This is a genomic window from Streptomyces arenae, from assembly GCF_022343545.1.
Lineage (GTDB): Bacteria > Actinomycetota > Actinomycetes > Streptomycetales > Streptomycetaceae > Streptomyces > Streptomyces humi.
Window position 1 is genome coordinate 56,617 of record NZ_JAKQYH010000010.1, and the last position, 17,734, is coordinate 74,350.

A 17,734-nucleotide genomic window follows, 5' to 3' on the forward strand; every position below is an offset into this window, starting at 1 on the left:
GGTCGAACACCCCCGTGTGTTCTGTGGTCTGTTCCTTCACCCCACAGGACTCCCGAGGTCGCGCCGACGTTCCAGGAATGCCCCGTTCCGCCCGAATGGGTGATTGGTTCCAGCCATCGTCGGCGCGTGGGAACACCGCTCGGCACGGTCCGGGGAGGAGGACCGTGCCGAGCGGTGTCAGGACGCGGTGGGCGTCAGGCGGTGGCGCGCTGCCTGCGGCGCAGCGTCAGGTAGGTGCCCGTGGCGCCGGCGGCCACGAGGGCGCCCGCACCGAGGGTCACCGGAACCGCCGGGAACCCGCCGGAGCCGGTGGTGGCGGCGGTGTCCACCAGCGCCGGGCCGGGGGTGATCCGCGTGCTGACCGGAGCGACGTGGCGGATCGGGCCGACGGACTTCACGGAGCCGTCCGACTTCAGCAGCACCTGCTTGCCGTTGGGGTGCTTGAAGTCGAACATGCCGTTCAGGGAACCCGCGGTGGCGTCGAAGGAGTGGTCGCCGATCCGGCCGGTGCGCCAGTTGTTCTCGATGAACCGGGTGATCGAGGCCTGGTCGGTCAGCGTGTGGTCGACCTTGTTCACCTTGCTGTACGGCGAGATGACCAGCAGCGGCTGCCGGGTGCCGGGGCCGCAGCGGTCGGCGTACCCGCCGGACGCGGCCGGGCCGGACTGGCAGGCCGCGCTGTCCAGGGCCTTGCCGTTGGAGCCGGCCGTGGTGTCCTTGGAGCCGTTGCGGGGCGTGACGTAGGCGTGGTCGTACCAGCCGTCGGAGTCGTCGTAGGCGACGACGATCGCGGTTGACTTCCACTGCGGCGAGCTCTGGATGGTGTTGATCTCGTTGACGAGGAAGTGCTGCTCGTCCGTCGGGTCGGAGTACCCGGCGTGCCCGTCCTGGTACTCGCCGGCCTTGAGGAAGCTGACGGCCGGGAGCTTGCCGGCCCTGGCGACGGCGGTGAAGTCGGTCAGGTCGTAGTTGTGGTTCGCCTGGCCGTCGTGACCGATCTCGTTCACGTTCTTCGGCGCCACGTGGTGCGGGTTGGACGTCGACTTGTAGTACGAGAACGGGTTGTGGTGCGGGCTGTAGTCCACCACGGACGCGCCGCCGACGTTGGTGTGCGTGGTGTCGCACTTGGCGTAGGAGCCGGACGTGCCGTTGTACGCCGTGGACGGACGGAAGCCGCCCTGGAACCAACCCCAGGTCACATGCTTGGAGTTGAGCAGGTCACCGATGTTCTTGCCCTGTAGCGCCGCCAGCGCGCTGGTGCTGGTGTGGTCCTTGTCGGAGCAGTCGTCGAAGGCCGGGTCGGGGTCGTTGACGACCGTGCCGACGCCCTTGGCGTCCGGGGACGCGATCGCGTACGAGTCGGGGGTCGGCGTCTGCTTGCCGGTGACCGGGTCCACCGAGACCGCGCCGTGCGTCTGACCCGAGATCAGGTTGAGCGCGCCGGGCGTGGACGGGCCGTAGACCGAGCTGTAGGAGCGGTCGTTGAGGGCGTAGTGCTGGGCGTAGTTCCACAGCCCCGTGACGGTGTTGCCGTCGTAGTAGTCCATCACCAGGCCGGGCTCGCCGAACAGGCCGCCGGAGCACTTGTCGACCTCGGTGTTCTGCACGAACCGGTCGGCCCTGCCGCCGTCGTAGGCCAGCTGCTCGGGACCGTAGGAGTGGTTCTGGTCGCAGGTCATCGCCTGCGCCGGGGTGAGCCGCTTCGGCAGGTACTGGTTCGGGTTCCTGGTGAGCAGCCCGGCGTGCGCGAGGGTGTCGACGTCCTTCGGCGTGTTCTTCGCGGCCGTGAACTTCGTGCCGTCGGTGTTCGCGGCCTTCGGGTAGGTCGCGAAGTAGTGGTCGAAGGAGATGTTCTCGTCGAACAGCACGACCACGTGCTTGATGGGCGTCGCGGTCGACGACGACCCGCCGGTGTGTCCGGCGGGTACGGCGGCCCAGCTGGGCGCGGTACCGCCGAGGACCGTGAGCGCGGCGGCCCCCGCGAGAGCCCCGAGGCTCCTCGTCGCCGTTCGTCTTCCTGTGCTGGCCATGCTGGTTCACCCTCCGGGCATGAACGTCACTGCGTCGTACAGGCAGGGATGTTTCGCCCGCCGCCGGGCGTCCCGGCGGAGTCATGATGGCGGCGGAATGAACACCGGGTCAGGGATGCTGGGGCAGATCTTGACTGTGTGTTGACCGATCGGCCCAGCGAACTGCCGGGGAGTTGTTCGAACAAGCTCGGTTCCAGCGGGTGCCCAAGTTCAGGTCAAGAGCGCGCGTCCGTACCAGTCCGCCGTGTCCCGTACACCGGGCAGCGCGAAGAAGTACCCGCCGCCGAACGGTGAGACGTAGTCGACCAGCGGTTCCCCGGCCAGCCGCTTCTGCACGGTCTCGAACTGCCGGGCCAGGTCCTGCTGGTAGCAGCTGAACAGCAGACCCATGTCGAGGTTGCCGTTGCTGTCCATGCCCCGGTCGTAGTTGTAGGCGCGGCGCAGGATCCGCTGGTCGGCGGTGGCCGTGGTGCGCGGGTTGGCCAGCCGGATGTGCGCGTCCAGCGGGATGACGTCCCCCTTGGGGTCGTCGGCGTACCTGGGGGTGTCGTGCTCGGCGTCGCCGTCCAGGGGCGCCCCGGACTCACGGGAACGGCCGAACATCCGCTCCTGCTCGCTGAGCGAGACCCGGTCCCAGAACTCCACCAGCATCCTGATCAGCCGCACCACCTGGTAGCTGCCGCCGACCGCCGAGTCCGGCTCGCCCGCGTCCGCGCCGACCCACACCAGCCGGTCCATCTCACGGGCGGTGGTCCGCGGGTTGGCGGTGCCGTCCTTGAACCCCAGCAGGTTGCGCGGGGTGCCGGACGGCCGGGGCGGACCGGCGAAGCCGTCCATCCGCCAGCGGACCTGCATGCCGCCCCGGGTGTGCCGGGCGATGTCACGCAACGCGTGCAGCACGGTGTCCGTGTCGTCGGCGTGCAGTTGGAGGCTGAGGTCGCCGTGGCACCACTCGGGCCTCAGGTCGTCGTCCGGGAAGGGCGGCATGGTGGTCAGCCGGCGGGGCCGCAGCCTTCCCAGTCCGTACCGGTCGTCGAAGAGGGAGGCGCCGACGCCGACGGTCACCGCCAGCGCCTTGGCGGGGAGTCGCCCGCCGAGGATGCCGGAGTCGGCGGGCGGCGCGGTGATGCCGACCGGGTCAGGGGTGCCGCCCGAGGTCAGGAAGCGGGCGCGCTCGGTGAGCGTGCGCAGCAGGTCGGTCAGTCCGGCCCGGTCCCCGGCCGTCACGTCGAACGACGTGAACACGGTGGTGCGCCGGGGCGCGGCGATCACGGACTGCTGGTGGGGTCCGTGGAAGGACGCGACGGCCTCGGCGGTGGCGGTGGCCGCCCTGTCCTGGGCCGGGGCGGCCGCGCTGTCCAGGGCCGGGGCGGCCGCGCCGCCCGCGGCCAGTCCGGCGCCCGTGAGGGCCGCGCCGCGCAGGAAACCGCGGCGGCCGACCCCGCCCGTGCCCGCCTTCTCGTCGGTGCTCACACCGTCCTCCGTGGGTCGCACAGGGTGGCCACCGACGCCAGCCGCTCCACCAGGTCGTCGAGGACCGCGTCGACGCGCTCGCGCTGCCGGTGGCTCAGCCCGGTCAGCGGGGTCCAGGTGCCGCCGTGCCGGAACGCGTCGAGCGTCCTGCCCGCCCGGTCCAACTCGCTCCGCAGACCGGCCAGACCCGTGTACCGCCCGGCCAGCACCGGATGCAGCCGGGACAGTACCTGCTCGGTGCCGTCCAGGTTGGCGCGAGCGGTGGCGAGGTTGCTGCCGCTGCCGTAGTCGGTCCGGCCGGTGAGCTCGAACTGCACCGTGTTCTCCAGGATCTCGTGCGCCCGCAGCCCCAGCTGAGCCGGGTCCATCCGGGTCCCCGCCCAGCTGTCGCGCAGCGCGGTGACCGCCTTCAGCAGGGCGGCCGCCGGGGCGCGCAGACCGGCGGCGGACTCGCCGTGCCACAGCCCGTACTCGACGCGGTGGAAGCCGGTGAAGTCCTGGTCGTGCACCCCGCGGGGCAGCCCCGCGTCGGTGCCGTTGACCGCCCCGTCCGCGTCCCCGAAGGCGTCGTAGGCCGCGCCCATCCGCTCGTACTGGAGGTGCGCGGGCAGCCACGCGGTGCGGGCGGCCGGCAGGTCGCCGCGGTCGATCGCGTCCCGCAGGGCCGTCGTCAGCCGTACCACCTCGGACAGGCCGGTGCCGACCCACTTCTGGTAGGCGAGCGCGGGCGGGATCAGGTCGTGCTCGGTGACCGGGGCCGCGGCCGGACCGCTGCGGCCCTTCGTGACGCGCACCGTGGGCCCGGTCACCGCGTCCGCGTCGTCGGGCACGCACTTGAACGCGAACGCGCCCCTGCCGAGGCGGACGGTGAGCTCCCGGGTGGTGCCGGGGCCGATGTCCTCGACCTCGCCGTAGACCACCCGGCTCCCCGGGTCCTCCAAAAGGACCTCCGCTGGGCCGTCGGTCGGGTTGTGCAGGTCGAAGACCTGGACACCGGACACCGGCGTGGTCCATCCCCGTCCGCAGCGGCTGGGGGACACCTCCACGGTCGTGTGCGGCAGCGCGGACGGGTCGGCGTGCGCCGGGCGTGGATCGTGCGTGAGCGCCAGCACTCCGGCCACCAGGCAGACGACGGCCACACCGACGACCGCCCAGGGACGCGACGACCTCCCGCCGAGGCCGGACAACACCATCCCGAGCTCCCGGGGTCGTACCGTTCGTGATCGCCTCATGCTAGGCAGCCCTTCGTTCTCGAACGGCCGTCCAAAGGAACCCATGACCAAGAGTTCCCTGCCGGTTCACCCGGCATCCGGACGCCCTCCTCAGTCGGCGCCGGGCTGCACGATCCTGAAGAAGGCCCGGGCGCCCGCCCGCTGTGCGGACCTGCGCAGCCGTGCCGTGAGCGGACGTGCCGCGGGAGCCGGGACGGGGGCGTCGGCGAGGCGCGGGAACAGGGCCTCGGCGTTGCCGCGGTCGACGGCCGCCAGGGTGCGGGCGTCGGTACCGCTGTCGAGGCCGTTGGCGAAGTACTGGGCGGCGGCGGCCGGCGCGAACGGCCAGTCGCTGCCGAACAGGACGTGCCCGGGACGGGCGAAGGCGAGCAGCGTGGGCAGCGCGGCGGGACTCGCGGAGAGCGCGGTGTCGAAGTAGAAGCCGCGCAGGTCGTCCAGGATGTCGAGGGGGCTGCGCCCGGTGTCGGCGGCCAGGGCGACGGCCATGCGGTGCGAGGCGTACGGCACGAAACCGCCCGCGTGGCTGAGGACGAACCGGATCCGCGGGTACCGGCGCACCACCCCGCTCCGGACCAGGAGATACGCGGCGCGGGTGGTGTCCAGGAGGAAGTCCGCGGCGAACGGCGGGATGCCCTCGACGGCGGGGCCGGGCAGTTCGGCCGGGTGGACGAACGCGACGGCGCCGTGCTCGTCCAGGACCCGCCACAGGGCGTCCTGCCCGTCGGCCCCGAGATACACGCCGTCGATGTTCGCGAGCAGCGTGACACCGTCGGCACCGAGGCCGCCGAGGGCCCGCTCGGCCTCGCGCGCCGACGCGGCCGCGTCCGGCATCGGCAGCGTGGCGAACCAGCCGAAGCGGCCGGGATGTCCGGCGGTGAGGGCGGCGGAGAAGTCGTTCAGCCGCCGGGCCAGGGCCGCGGCCTCACCGGGATCGGTGAGGAAACCGGTGCCGGGGGTGGAGACGGACAGGATCGCCGTCTCGGTGCCCAGCAGGTCCATCACGTCCAGGGCCGCGCCGGGACTCCACTCGGGCAGGGCGCGGCCGCCCGCCTCGGTGATCCCGTGCCGGTCGAGGGCCTCCCGGTAGAGGGGCGGCACCAGGTGCTGGTGGACGTCGATGCGGCGCGCGGTGCTGGTCATCACTGCCTTCCCGTCGTGACGGCACTTGACCGTCCTCGGACGGCCCGCTTACCGTAACGGCTGCTCCAATTGGAGCAAACGCTACAGCAATGCGGCGGGACTGGACGGCATGAGGTGGCCCGGTGAGTGAGACCAGCGCTGAGAACAGCACCTACGACGTGGCGGTGATCGGCTACGGGCCGACCGGGGCGACCGCGGCGAACCTGCTGGGCGCGCTGGGGCTGAGCGTCGTCGTGCTGGAGCGGGACGAGGAGGTCTACGCGCGGGCCCGGGCCATCTCCACCGACGAGGAGGTCATCCGGATCTGGCAGCGGGCGGGCCTGGCCGACCGGCTGAAGCGGGACATGCTCGCCGAACGGCCGCTCGACTTCGTCGACGCCCGTGGCCGTACCTTCCTCAGCGCCCGCCCCGCACCGCGCGGCCACGGCCATCCGCCGCAGATGTTCCTCTACCAGCCCGCCCTGGAACAGGTCCTGCGCGAGGGCGTCGAGCGCCACCCGAACGTGCGGGTGCTGCTGCGGCACGAATGCCTCAGGCTCCGCCAGTCCGCGGACAGTACCGGCGTCGAACTGACCGTCGCCGGCGCGGACGACAGGCTGCGACGGCTGCGCGCGAGGTACGTGATCGCGGCCGACGGCGGCTCCAGCCTCACCCGCGCCCAGCTCAACGTGGGCTACGAGGGGCGCACCTACGAGGACCGCTGGGTCGTCGTCGACACCAGGATGCTCGAACCGTGGCCCGGTCACGACCGGCTCCGCTTCCGGTGCGACCCGGAGCGTCCGGCCGTGGACTGCCCGACCCCGCTCGGCCACCACCGCTGGGAGTTCCCCGTCCTGCCCGGCGACGACGAGAAACACCTGACCGGCCATGACGCCATCCACGACCTGGTGGCCCGGTACGGCATCGCCCCGCACCAGATCGAGATCCTGCGCGCCACCGTCTACAGCCACCACGTGCGCTTCGCCGCCCGGTTCCGGGTGGGCCGGGTCTTCCTCGCCGGGGACGCCGCGCACGCGATGCCGCCGTGGATCGGCCAGGGCATGGCGGCCGGGGTGCGCGACGCGGCCAACCTGTGCTGGAAGCTGGCCGCCGTGCTGCGTGGCGAACTGCCCGAGCCGGTCCTCGACTCGTACGAGGCCGAACGCAAGCCGCACGTCAGGGAAATCACCAGGCGCGCGGTGTTCGTCGGCCGGATCATCACCGAGCGCAGGCCCGCGGTCGCCCGGATCAGGGACACCGCGCTACGTGCGGTCCGTACCGCGTCGGCCCTCACCTCCCGGCTGGTGAACGCCCACTGGATACCGGTCGCGTCCTACGCCGAGGGCCTCCAGGCCCGCCCGCGCGCCAAGGCGTCCGGACACCAGATCCCGCAGCCCTGGGTCACCGCCCCCGACGGCACCCGGGCCCGGCTGGACGACGTCCTCGCCGGCCGCTGGCTGCTCCTGCACACCGGGCCCCTCGTCCCGCAGCCCGCCTGGGAGCGGGCCGGTGTCCCCGCCCTGGCGGTCCGCCCGGCCGGCTCCGACCCGGCCGAGGGCGCCGTCGTCGACAGCGACGGCGTGCTGCTGCCATGGCTGACCGCCCACCGCGCCACCACCGTCGCCCTCCGCCCGGACGCCTACGTCTACGCGGCCGCCCCCGCAGCAGCCCACCTCCCCCCACCCCCACCAGGGTTCACCCTCCCCACCCGAAGCCCGTGACACCAAAGGCCCGTGACACCGGAAGCCCGTGACACCAAAAGCCCGGGGGACCTTCGGCCGCACCCGTGTCCTCACCGGCTCAGCCTGCCGAAGCCCCGACGGACACCGCCAGGTAACGGAACCCTCCACCTGTTCGGGGAGGCTGCGGGTAGGATCCGCGAGCGCTTTGGCCTCGGCTGTCGAAGCATGTGGGTGGGGGATTCTCAATGACGATTCGACTGCGCGCTGTTCGCGCGTTCGCGTTGCTGGTCGGCTTCTTTCTGATGGGCGTGGTCCTGCTGTCGGCCATGGCGGTGCTCGACTGGCTGCTGGTGACACGGCTGTTCACCGCCCGGGCGGCCTGGTTCGAAGGTGCCGTCCTGACCGTCACCGTGCTGCTGGCAGTGGCCGTTCTGCGGGGCATCTTCGCCTTTCTGCGGGCCGGACGTCTGGGCTCGTTGCCACACGCGGTGGCCGTCACTCCTCAGGACCAGCCTGAGCTGTGGGACCAGATACGAGCCGCTGCCGATGGGACGGGGCAGCGGCCGCCGGACGAGCTCTACCTGGTCGCCGAGGTCAACGCGGGCGTTGCCGAACAAAGCCGTCTGTTGGGACTCCTGCAGGGGCGACGCCGTATGCTCCTTGGCCTGCCGCTGATCGCCGGGCTGACCGTCCCGCAGTTGCGCGCCGTTCTCGCCCACGAGTTCGGGCACTACGGCAACCTTGACACCCGGCTCGGTGGTGTCGCGATGCACGGTCGGGAAGCAGTGCTGCACACGGTGGAGGTTCTCCAGGAGGGCAGCACCCGGCTGCACCAAGCGGTAGGAGCCCTGTACGTCGGCTACGCCCGGATGTTCCTGCGTGCTTCGCAGTCCGTGGCTCGCCACCAGGAGCTCGCCGCGGACCGGATGGCGGCCCGGCACGCGGGCCGTGACGCGACGGCCGCTGCACTACGTGCCCTTCCGGTGCTCACTGGCGCGTACACCCACTACCTGGAGACGTACGCCGGAATGGGTGGGCCGCTGGGAGTACTGCCGCCTGTGGGCGAGGTGCACGGCGGTTTCTGCCGGTTGCTCGCCGCTCGAACTGGAGAGCGGCTCGCTGCGCTCTCCGCCGGGCAGCGTCCGCCGCGCCCGCACCCGTACGATTCGCACCCGCCGTTGGCCGAACGGATCGCCCTTGTCGAGCAGTTGCCCGGCGATGGCCGGCCTGATGAATCAGCCGACGGGCCAGGCGGGTTGACCCTGCTGCGCGACCCGGGCATGGTGTTCGCCGCGCTGGAGGCGCGAACGCTGTCGCAGGAGGCGGCGGGGCTGCGGCGGATGAGTTGGGACGACCTCGTCATGGCCCGCGCGGTCGCCGACGCCGCGGGCTGGTCCCGGCCGCTGCGCGTCGCCGTGGCCAGGGCGCTTCGCTCATCGACGCAAGGCGCGGACGGTACGGCGACCGTACGCCGAGATTCCACGGCCGAGGAAGCGGCCAACGACCTCTTGCCGGACCTGGAGGAGATACTCGACGCCTTCGACCGCGGCCTGCTGTGGACGGCGGTCGCCGACCGCATGCCCAAACCGCATCAAGCGGCGCGACTTACCGGGCCGTCCGCCCGTAACTTCATTCGGCCCAGGGTCTTCGACGGGCTCGCGGGCATGGTCCACCTGCGCCTCGCCGAGTCCGGACAGGCTGAACCGGACATCGCCTGGTCGGGGCGGCCCGGGCTCATTCTGCCCGAGGCGTGGGAGAAGGGCATGGACGACGCCGTCGACGCGGCTGTCGCCGACACACCCGACACCGCGCCGCTGCGCGCCCTACTCTCCGGCCCCCACCGCGTCTCCGCATAGCCGCCGTGCGGCAGGCTGCCGGGCAATGGAACGATCCCCGCCCGCCTCAACTCGACGCCACGTTCACGAATGCGGTCTGACATGAGCCACCAAGCCGCGTTCACGGACCACGACCGTCCTGCTGGCGGCAGCCTCTGTGACGTAGTCCTGGACGAGTTGCTTCAGCTGCCCTGGCGGCCCCGCGAGAACGGAGTTCGAGTTGCTGTTGTGCCTGCGGTTGAAACGGGCAGGCATGTGGCGTGGCGGTGCGGTCAGGCCTTGACGGTCATGCGCTCGACTGCGGGTAGTCCTTTGTCCCACCAATGTCCGTAACGCCGGTAGACAGCCGGGTCACGGTTGACGAGCAGGGCTGACAGTCTCTCTGCCTCCTCCGTCAGACCTCGCCACGCGGTTTTGCCGAGCTTGTGGAAGGCGGTCAGCTCCAGGCCGCCGTCAGTCGCCCGCCACACTCCGGCGACCTGCCCGTCGACGAGCAGACAGGGCAGCACGTCGCCGTTGCGCCGGACGACCAGCGGGCGGTACGCCTCAGGCATGACCCGGCCGGGGACGACGTGGGCCAAGAGCGTGCTGTCCCACATCGGGAGCAGTCTCGGCGGCGCCGGGGTGTCCTCGGCGGGCACGGTGGCGTCCACGAGGTCGAACAGGGCGGCCCGGCCCGGCCCGGCCCGGCCACCCGTACCACCTGGTCGCCGAGCGCGTTCAGCGCCTGGGCTATCGCGGGCCGCGTCAGCAGGGTGAACCGGGCGAAGTCCTGGGCCGACGCGGGCCCGAACGCTCGTAGGTAGGCGAGCAGCAGCCGCTGGACCCCGGCGTCCGCCTGCTGTGGAGCGGATCCAGTGTCCGCCGGGGAGGCGCGGTAGGTGTTCGGCTGTGTGAACGACCACGGTCCGCCCGTCGGCACGTGATGCACAGGCGCGTACGTGCGCAGTGCCCACCACACCCGGTGCGCGTGCTCGCCGAACGTCCCCGTGACGTCGACCTCCACCTCGGCGCCGGTGCGGGGCCGCTCCAGGAAACCGGCGAGCTTCGGGAGCAGTCCGTCAGCGTCGGTGGGAGCCAGTCCTGTCGCCGCGAAACGTCTGTCATGCAGCCGCGACGCCCGCAGAGTGCTCAGCATCGCGGCGCGGTAGGGCTCGTAGTCCTCGGCGTGGACGGCGTGCAGCGTGATCCGCATGAGGGTTGCCTTCACGATGCGGCGGTTCGCGAACGCCGCGTCGAGATCCGCAGGTGCGAAGTCCCGCACGCGATTCCACAACGCCAGATACGGTGACGCCGGCGCCTGCGCCTGGACGGCGCAGATCCGGCGAACAGCCTCCGCCACGTCGAGGCGCTGACGTTCGAGCAGGAGCTGACGGTCCAGGGTGGCCAGGGCGAGCTGCCGGGGAGTGAGTGTCACGCCCGGATTATGTCTCCACCCGCCAGTCGCAGTCGGCGGAGCCGAGTTCGAGGACCGCGCCAGCGGTGGCCCAGGCCGCTCTGCTCCGCGTCGAGGGCGTCTCGTGGCACGCGCGGAGGGCCGTGCGGCCGGGTCGGCGGCCGCCGTTCGGATCGCCCAAGGCGGCCCTTCAGGTGATTGCCGGACGCCTCACGAGCCGCACAGCCGTCGCAGGGGTACGTCGTCTCAGCACAGGACGGACCCAGAACACCGTGAGGAGCTCGGGGATGTACGCAGCAGTCCGGCGGTACGAAGGGGTGACCGATTCGGCCGAGGCGGCACGTCTCGTGAACGAGGGGTTCGTGCCGCTCATGCGTCAGGTCTCCGGCTTCGTGGCCTACTACTGGATCGATGCCGGGGACGGAGTGATGGTCTCGACCAGCGTCTTCCGGGACCGGGCCGGTGCCGAGGAATCGATCTCGAGGGCTGCGGACTTCGTCCGGGCCAACCTCGCGGCACTGCTTCCCAACCCTCCCGAGGTGGTGGCGGGCGAGGTGGTGGCTTCCGCATGACAGCGTTCGCTCCGTGAGGCTCCGCGCGGTCAGTCGAACCCCACGACCAAGCGGACTCCGTCGTCCCCGAATCGCCCGGCCAGAGCCTTCATCACAGCGAAGACGTGCGGCCACTGAGTCCCCGAACCCAAGACAGCACCCGCGGTCAGTGGGGGAAGAGGATTGCCCGGGACCGGGACCCCGCTCCAGAGGACGGCTTCCCCGACTCGGACGCCGATCTGTCGTGCCCTGGTCTGGGGCCGGTTGCCGGCAGCAGAGTGCGCATCGCCGGGCTGTTCGGGGGCGGACCGCACACCACTGCCGAGGGGAGCTGGGAGCGATGGTGGCACATCTTCCACTTCAACTGCTCCGGGCTCCGAGCCGTCGGATTCTCGTCCTCCGGGCAGAGCCTGGCCGTAGCGACGAGTAGTGATCTGTCCCTGTGGACCCGCGGGGTCGGCCACGACCGCAGTGGTGGTGGCGAAGCCTGAATGAATCGGGCTCGACTCGTTGCGACCGCCGCCGCCGTCTCAGAAGGCTGCTGCCGCTTGGCACCGGCCGCACAGGCTTGTCGGCACGGTGAGGGCCGGGGGTGGGGGGTGGGGGTGGGTGCGAGAAGATCGTTGGTGAGTGTTGTGGGCATCAGCTGCTGGAAGGAAACGTCGAGACCATGGCTGTCATCGAAGTCCGTGGCCTGACCGAGGTGTTCGGGTGAGAGGCCCCGGAGAGCACGTCCTGCTGCGTGTCGAGGGACGGGCCGCGCACATCATCCTGAACCGGCCCGCGGCCATCAACGCGCTGTCGCACGCCATGGTGTCCCGTATCGCCGAGGCCCTGACGGCCTGGGAACACGACCCGGCCGTCGAGACCGTCGTCATCACCGGCGCGGGCGAGCGCGGCCTGTGCGCCGGCGGCGACATCCGCGCCGTCCACGACGACGCCCGGTACGGCGACGGCTCCGCCGCGGCCGCGTTCTGGCGCGACGAGTACCACCTCAACGCCCGGATCGCCCGCTACCCCAAGCCGTACGTCGCCGTCATGGACGGCATCGTCATGGGCGGTGGGGTGGGGATCTCCGCGCACGGGGACGTCCGGATCGCCACCGAGCGCTCCCGGATCGCCATGCCGGAGACCGGCATCGGCTTCGTCCCCGATGTGGGCGGCACCTTCCTGCTCGGCCGCGCCCCCGGCGAACTCGGCACCCATCTCGCCCTGACCGGGGCCCAGATCGGCGCCGCCGACGCCGTCCTGTGCGGACTCGCCGACCACTACCTGCCGTCCGGCTCGGTCCCGGCGTTCCTCGCCGACCTCGCCGGCCTGCCCGTCGCCGAGGCGCTGGCCCGCTGGGCGGGGCCGGTGCCCGGCGGCGAAGGCGAACTGGGGGGCCAGCGCGCCTGGATCGACGCCTGCTACGCCGCCGACACCGTCGAGGAGATCGTCCGGCGGCTGTCCGCCCACGGTGACGCGGCGGCGAAGGAGACGGCGGAGATCCTGCTCGGCAGGTCGCCGACGGCCCTGAAGGTCACCCTGGAGGCGGTGCGCCGGGCCCGGCGACTGGGCTCGCTGGAGCAGGTGCTGGACCAGGAGTACCGGGTGTCCTGCGCGGCCCTCAGCACCCCTGACCTGGTGGAGGGCATCCGTGCCCAGGTCGTCGACAAGGACCGCGCCCCGCACTGGTCCCCGGCCACCCTCACCGAGGTCACCGACGCCGACGTCGACCGGCACTTCGCCCCGCTCGGCGAGCGTGAACTGGGTCTCGCACGACCCTGACGAACCCTCACCGGGCCTCGACCGGGCCGTGCCGTGGCCCGGCCGGGCCGGGCCGTTCCGGGCCTCGACTGGGCCGTTCCGTGGCCCGGCCAGGCTCGGAACTCGCCGGGCGCCGGCCGTGCACCAGCGGCGAGAGGAAGATCACGCCAGGTGACGCGGTCTTGGCCGGTCCTCCGACACGCGGTACGGTCTGTCCGGTATCGACGACAGCGAGACGGAAGCCGGTGGGAATCCGGCACGGTCGCGCCACTGTATGCAAGAGCCTCCGGGCCCTTGTGAGTCAGACCCGTGGCTGTCGTCCTGTGTGCACCACCGAGATGGGACGCGAACTCCCAGAGGAGGTTCTGCCATGGCGCAGACCGTCGCCCAGCCGACAGCAACCACCCCCGTCGTCCCCGCCAAGCTGCCGCTGTCCGCGATAGCTCCGTGGGCGGTCTTCTTCGGCATCCTGATGCTCGTCCTGCTCTACTTCGTCGGCGCCGAGCAGGGCGCCACCTCCGTGTTCAGCGGCACGGACGTCCACGAGTGGGTGCACGACGCCCGCCACCTGCTCGGCTTCCCCTGCCACTGACGCGAGGGACGCCGTCCAGCCCATGAACTCCGCAACAGTCCGGAACCTCCTGGTGCGGGGCATGCTCGCCGGCCTCGCCGCCGGCGTGCTCGCCCTGGTCGTGGCCTACCTGCTCGGTGAGCCGAACGTCGACAAGGCGATCGGCTTCGAGGACGCCCACGCGCACGAGCACGAGATGGAGGTCGTCTCCCGCTCCCTCCAGTCCACCGCGGGCCTCGCCACCGGTGTCCTGGTCTACGGGGTGTCCTTCGGCGGCATCGCGGCCCTCGCCTACTGCTTCGCCCTGGGCCGGGTCGGCCGGTTCGGCCCACGGCCGACCGCGCTGCTGCTGTCCGGCTGCGCGCTGCTCGCCGTGTACGTGGTGCCGTTCCTCAAGTACCCGGCCAACCCGCCGTCGGTGGGTGACCCGGACACCATCGGCAAGCGCACCACGCTGTACTTCCTGATGATGCTGCTCAGCGTGCTGCTGGCGGTCGCCGCCACCCTCCTCGGCAAGCGGCTCCGGCCGCGTCTGGGCACCTGGTGGGCGACCGTGCTCGCGGTGGCCGCGTTCGGCGTCGCCGTCGGGCTGGCGTACCAGTTCCTGCCGGCCGTCAACGAGGTCCCGAAGGACTTCCCGGCCACCCTGCTGTGGCGGTTCCGGCTCTCGGCGCTCGCCATCCAGGTGGTGCTGTGGGGCGGATTCGGCCTGCTGTTCGGCGAGTTGGCCGAGCGGCAGCTCAACCCGAAACCGGCGAAGGCCGCGGCCGCCGGACGGACCGTCCCCGCCGCCCGCTGACCGGCCTCCGGCACACGAGGGCCCGCCGGACCCGTCCGGGGCTCTCGTGTGCTCCGTCGGGTCTTGGGACCCCGCTGCCCCCGCCGCGTTGGAATAGCCTGGTGGGGCCAGTCGTGCCACATCCGTGGTCAGGGAATCCGGTGCGAATCCGGAGCTGACGCGCAGCGGTGAGGGGGACGGGCGGGGCAAGACGCCACTGGGAGACCGGGAAGGCGCCCCGACCGGACGAACCCGAGTCCGAAGACCTGCTGGCACCTTCGCGCCGAGCGCGAAGTGACGTCCGCAGGCCAGGCTCCGCGTACGAGCCCCGACCCCCGAGGCATGCCCGTGTTCCTCCGCGCCCCCGCGCTGCTCCGCGCCCCCGTGTTCCTCCGCGCCCCCGCGCTGCTCATGACCTCCTCCCTGCTGCTCACCGCGTGCGGTTCCACCGGCCAGGCCGGGCGGGAGCAGGCGAGTGGCCACGGCTATCCGCGCACCGTCGACAACTGCGGCCACCGGGTCACCCTGAAGTCGCCCCCGAGGCGGGCCGTCTCCCTCAACCAGGGCAGCACCGAGATCCTGCTCTCGCTCGGCCTCGCCGACCGCATGGCCGGCACCGCCACCTGGACCGACCCGGTGCCGAAGAGCCTGGCGAAGGCCGACGCGTCCGTGCCGCGCCTCGCCGACGACAACCCCTCCTTCGAGAAGGTCCTGGCCGCCGAACCCGACCTCGTCACCGCCTCCTTCGTCGCCACTCTCGGCACCGGCGGCGTCGCCACCCGCGAGCAGTTCGAGAAGCTCGGCGTACCGACGTACGTCTCACCCGCCGACTGCTCCGAGGGCAAGGACAACGACAGCGGCGGAGACGGATCGCGCCGCAGGCCCCTCACCCTCGACGCGGTGTACGGCGAGATACGCGACCTGGCCCGCGTGTTCGGCGTGGAAGCGCGCGGCGAGAAACTGGTCGCCTCGCTGAAGAAGCGGGTCAGCACGGCCACCGCCGGGCTGCACGCCTCCGGTGTCTCCCTCATGTACTGGTTCGCCAACTCCCAGTCGCCCTACCTGGCCGGCTGCTGCGGCGCGCCCGGCGCCATCACCCGTGCCGTCGGCGCGGAGAACGCCTTCGCCGACACCCATGACGAGTGGCCCCAGATCAACTGGGAGACCGTCGCCGACCGCGACCCCGACGTCATCGTCCTCGGTGACCTCACCCGCAGGCAGCAGACCGCGGAGACGGCCAAGGCCAAGATCCGTTTCCTGGAGACCAACCCCGCCACCCGCAACCTGGCCGCGGTGCGCGAGAAGCGGTACGTGCTGCTGAGCGGGCAGGCGATGAACCCGTCCATCCGCACGGTCGACGGGATCGAGCGGGTCGCCGCCGGGCTGCGCGCCTTCGGGCTCGTCAAGTGAGCGTGCGCGCCCTGCTGTTGACGGGCGGGGGAGTGGCCGCGGTGCTCGGGTCGATCGCCGTGGCCGTGACCATCGGCCCCGCCGACATCTCCACGGGGGACGTGTGGGCGTCCGTCGGGTCCCATCTCGGCCTGGGCGAGAGCGGGTTGGCACCGCTCAGGGACGGCATCGTGTGGGACCTGCGGATGCCGCGCGCCCTGCTCGCCGCCGTGTGCGGGGCGGGACTCGCGCTCTGCGGGGCCGTGTTGCAGTCACTGCTGCGCAACCCCCTGGCGGACCCCTTCGTCCTCGGCGTTTCCTCCGGCGCCTCGACCGGCGCGGTCGCCGTGGTGGTGCTCGGCGTGGGCGGCGGCGCGGTGTCGCTGCCGGCGGGCGCGTTCCTCGGCGCGCTGCTCTCCTTCGCACTGGTCCTCGTGCTCAGCCACAGCCTCGGCGGCAGCATGGACCGGGTGGTGCTCTGCGGGGTGGCCGCCATGCAGCTGTTCTCCGCCCTGACCTCGTTCACCGTGCTGACCTCGGCGGACGCCGAGACCACCCGGGGCGTGCTGTTCTGGCTGCTGGGCTCCCTGACGGGGGCGGGCTGGACGCAGGTGCTGACCTGCGCCCTGGCCCTGGCCGCGGCCCTCCTGGTCTGCCTCGCGCACGCCCGCACCCTCGACGCCTTCGCGTTCGGGGAGGAGGCCGCCGCCGGCCTCGGCGTGCGCGTCGCCCGCACCCGCCTCGTCCTGCTCACCACGACCGCGCTGCTCACCGCCGCCCTGGTCAGCTGCACCGGCGCGATCGGCTTCGTCGGCCTGGTCCTGCCGCACGTCACCCGCCGGCTCACCGGCCCCGGGCACGCCCGGCTGCTGCCGGTCACCGCGCTGGCCGGCGCCGTCTTCCTGGTGTGGGTGGACACCGCCGCCCGTACCGTCCTCGACCCCCAGGAGGTCCCGGTGGGCGTGGTGACGTCCCTCGTCGGCGTACCGGCCTTCGTGGCGGTCCTGCTGCGCGGCCGGCGGACGGCATGACCGGCCTGCGCGCGGACCGCGTCCGGCGCCGCACCGACGGCCGGGTCGTCGTCGACGACATCACCCTCGCCCCCGCCCCGGGCGAGACCGTCGGACTGCTCGGGCCCAACGGCTCCGGCAAGTCCACCCTGCTCAGACTCCTGGCCGGGGTGCTCGCCCCCACCTCCGGCGTCGTCACCCTGGACGGCCGTCCGCTGTCCGGGACCGGCCGCCGCGCCACCGCCCGCCGGATCGCCACCGTCGGACAACACGCCCACACCCAGGCCGAACTGACCGTGCGTGATGTCGTCGCCCTCGGCCGCATCCCGCACCGCCGCGCCTGGACGACGGCCACGGCCGCCGACACCGAGGCCGTGACGGCGGCGCTGGAGCGCACGGGCCTGACCGAGCGGGCCGGGCAGTCCTGGCACACCCTCTCCGGCGGCGAACGCCAGCGCGCCCAGATCGCCCGCGCCCTCGCGCAGCAGCCCCGCGAACTCCTCCTCGACGAGCCGACCAACCACCTCGACATCCAGCACCAGCTGGACCTCATGGAGCTGGTCGCCGGCCTGCCCGTCACGACCGTCGTCGCCCTGCACGACCTCAACCTGGCCGCCATGTACTGCGACCGGCTGCTGGTGCTGCGCGAGGGCCGGGCGGTCGCCGAGGGCACCCCAGGCGAGGTACTGACCCCCGACCTGATCCGACAGGTCTACGGCGTGCACGCCGAGGTCGGCGCCGGCCACGGCCACCCGGTGATCCGCTTCCTGCGCACGCGGCCCGGCACCGGGCCGTGAGGCCGGCCACGGCCGCTGTGAACCGGCCGTGAACCGGCCGTGTCTTTGCCGACCGGCCGGTGCCGCACTCGCGTCCGCCCCCGTTGACAAGGAAAGATGGGAGGTGATCGATCGAGCAACGA

General features: G+C 72.2%; 13 protein-coding genes, 2 pseudogenes and 2 riboswitches. Of the genes and pseudogenes, 10 read left to right on the forward strand and 5 right to left on the reverse strand.

All coding sequences use genetic code 11. The features are described from left to right. Window positions 1-194 precede the first annotated feature (194 nt). The 4 genes from MB828_RS05135 to MB828_RS05150 all read right to left on the reverse strand — a co-directional run bounded on the left by MB828_RS05135 (window position 195) and on the right by MB828_RS05150 (window position 5,875). Window positions 195-2,030, reverse strand: a complete 1,836-nt coding sequence (locus tag MB828_RS05135) for a phospholipase C (RefSeq protein WP_301647110.1) — start codon at window positions 2,028-2,030, stop codon at window positions 195-197. A 210-nt stretch (window positions 2,031-2,240) separates the two neighbouring features. Next, complete coding sequence (gene efeB / locus MB828_RS05140) at window positions 2,241-3,503, reverse strand: iron uptake transporter deferrochelatase/peroxidase subunit (RefSeq protein ID WP_301647111.1); 1,263 nt, start codon at window positions 3,501-3,503, stop codon at window positions 2,241-2,243. Next, entirely contained in the window at window positions 3,500-4,696 is a 1,197-nt protein-coding gene (locus tag MB828_RS05145; RefSeq protein ID WP_301647112.1) for an EfeM/EfeO family lipoprotein, read from the reverse strand. The genes efeB and MB828_RS05145 overlap by 4 nt, the downstream gene beginning before the upstream one ends. 129 nt (window positions 4,697-4,825) lie before the next feature. Then, the gene (locus MB828_RS05150) at window positions 4,826-5,875 is read right to left on the reverse strand and encodes an amidohydrolase family protein (RefSeq protein ID WP_301647113.1); all 1,050 of its coding nucleotides are present in this window, start codon (window positions 5,873-5,875) and stop codon (window positions 4,826-4,828) included. A gap of 122 nt (window positions 5,876-5,997) precedes the next feature. Here MB828_RS05150 and MB828_RS05155 point away from each other — a divergent pair, with 122 nt between their 5' ends. Then, the gene (locus MB828_RS05155) at window positions 5,998-7,575 is read left to right on the forward strand and encodes a bifunctional 3-(3-hydroxy-phenyl)propionate/3-hydroxycinnamic acid hydroxylase (protein WP_301647114.1); all 1,578 of its coding nucleotides are present in this window, start codon (window positions 5,998-6,000) and stop codon (window positions 7,573-7,575) included. Between the two features lie 242 nt (window positions 7,576-7,817). Further along, a complete protein-coding gene (locus tag MB828_RS05160) occupies window positions 7,818-9,392 on the forward strand; it encodes a M48 family metallopeptidase (RefSeq protein ID WP_301647115.1) in 1,575 nt (524 codons plus the stop codon). A 251-nt stretch (window positions 9,393-9,643) separates the two neighbouring features. On the opposite strand, the pseudogene MB828_RS05165 reads toward MB828_RS05160, so the two are convergent. Continuing rightward, window positions 9,644-10,788: pseudogene (locus MB828_RS05165) on the reverse strand (winged helix DNA-binding domain-containing protein). 266 nt (window positions 10,789-11,054) lie between these two features. On the opposite strand from MB828_RS05165, the gene MB828_RS05170 reads away from it, so the two are divergent. The 8 genes and pseudogenes from MB828_RS05170 to MB828_RS05205 all read left to right on the forward strand — a co-directional run bounded on the left by MB828_RS05170 (window position 11,055) and on the right by MB828_RS05205 (window position 17,612). Next, complete coding sequence (locus MB828_RS05170) at window positions 11,055-11,339, forward strand: hypothetical protein (protein WP_301647116.1); 285 nt, start codon at window positions 11,055-11,057, stop codon at window positions 11,337-11,339. A 152-nt stretch (window positions 11,340-11,491) separates the two neighbouring features. Beyond that, window positions 11,492-11,809 (forward strand): annotated as a pseudogene (locus MB828_RS05175) (hypothetical protein); the annotation flags it as partial. 220 nt (window positions 11,810-12,029) lie between these two features. Beyond that, complete coding sequence (locus MB828_RS05180; RefSeq protein ID WP_301647117.1) at window positions 12,030-13,088, forward strand: enoyl-CoA hydratase/isomerase family protein; 1,059 nt, start codon at window positions 12,030-12,032, stop codon at window positions 13,086-13,088. A gap of 169 nt (window positions 13,089-13,257) precedes the next feature. After that, a riboswitch (cobalamin riboswitch) is annotated at window positions 13,258-13,398 on the forward strand. Window positions 13,399-13,437: 39 nt separating this feature from the next. Next, window positions 13,438-13,659: a CbtB domain-containing protein gene (locus tag MB828_RS05185; RefSeq protein WP_046732744.1), complete on the forward strand. Its 222-nt coding sequence runs from the start codon at window positions 13,438-13,440 to the stop codon at window positions 13,657-13,659. Between the two features lie 22 nt (window positions 13,660-13,681). After that, the gene (locus MB828_RS05190) at window positions 13,682-14,437 is read left to right on the forward strand and encodes a CbtA family protein (RefSeq protein WP_133022924.1); all 756 of its coding nucleotides are present in this window, start codon (window positions 13,682-13,684) and stop codon (window positions 14,435-14,437) included. Between the two features lie 91 nt (window positions 14,438-14,528). Next, window positions 14,529-14,704, forward strand: a riboswitch (cobalamin riboswitch). 54 nt (window positions 14,705-14,758) lie between these two features. Continuing rightward, window positions 14,759-15,826, forward strand: a complete 1,068-nt coding sequence (locus tag MB828_RS05195) for an ABC transporter substrate-binding protein (RefSeq protein WP_301647118.1) — start codon at window positions 14,759-14,761, stop codon at window positions 15,824-15,826. Further along, a complete protein-coding gene (locus MB828_RS05200) occupies window positions 15,823-16,836 on the forward strand; it encodes a FecCD family ABC transporter permease (protein WP_301647119.1) in 1,014 nt (337 codons plus the stop codon). The genes MB828_RS05195 and MB828_RS05200 overlap by 4 nt, the downstream gene beginning before the upstream one ends. Beyond that, on the forward strand, window positions 16,833-17,612 hold the full coding sequence (locus tag MB828_RS05205; protein WP_301647120.1) for an ABC transporter ATP-binding protein: 780 nt from the start codon (window positions 16,833-16,835) through the stop codon (window positions 17,610-17,612). The genes MB828_RS05200 and MB828_RS05205 overlap by 4 nt, the downstream gene beginning before the upstream one ends. Window positions 17,613-17,734: the final 122 nt, after the last annotated feature.

Coding starts and splice junctions, on each gene's coding strand:
- MB828_RS05135 (WP_301647110.1), bottom strand. CDS start 2,030: ATGGCCAGCACAGGAAGACGAACGGCGACGAGGAGCCTCGGGGCTCTC.
- MB828_RS05145 (WP_301647112.1), bottom strand. CDS start 4,696: ATGGTGTTGTCCGGCCTCGGCGGGAGGTCGTCGCGTCCCTGGGCGGTC.
- MB828_RS05150 (WP_301647113.1), bottom strand. CDS start 5,875: ATGACCAGCACCGCGCGCCGCATCGACGTCCACCAGCACCTGGTGCCG.
- MB828_RS05170 (WP_301647116.1), top strand. CDS start 11,055: ATGTACGCAGCAGTCCGGCGGTACGAAGGGGTGACCGATTCGGCCGAG.
- MB828_RS05185 (WP_046732744.1), top strand. CDS start 13,438: ATGGCGCAGACCGTCGCCCAGCCGACAGCAACCACCCCCGTCGTCCCC.
- MB828_RS05190 (WP_133022924.1), top strand. CDS start 13,682: ATGAACTCCGCAACAGTCCGGAACCTCCTGGTGCGGGGCATGCTCGCC.
- MB828_RS05195 (WP_301647118.1), top strand. CDS start 14,759: ATGCCCGTGTTCCTCCGCGCCCCCGCGCTGCTCCGCGCCCCCGTGTTC.
- MB828_RS05205 (WP_301647120.1), top strand. CDS start 16,833: ATGACCGGCCTGCGCGCGGACCGCGTCCGGCGCCGCACCGACGGCCGG.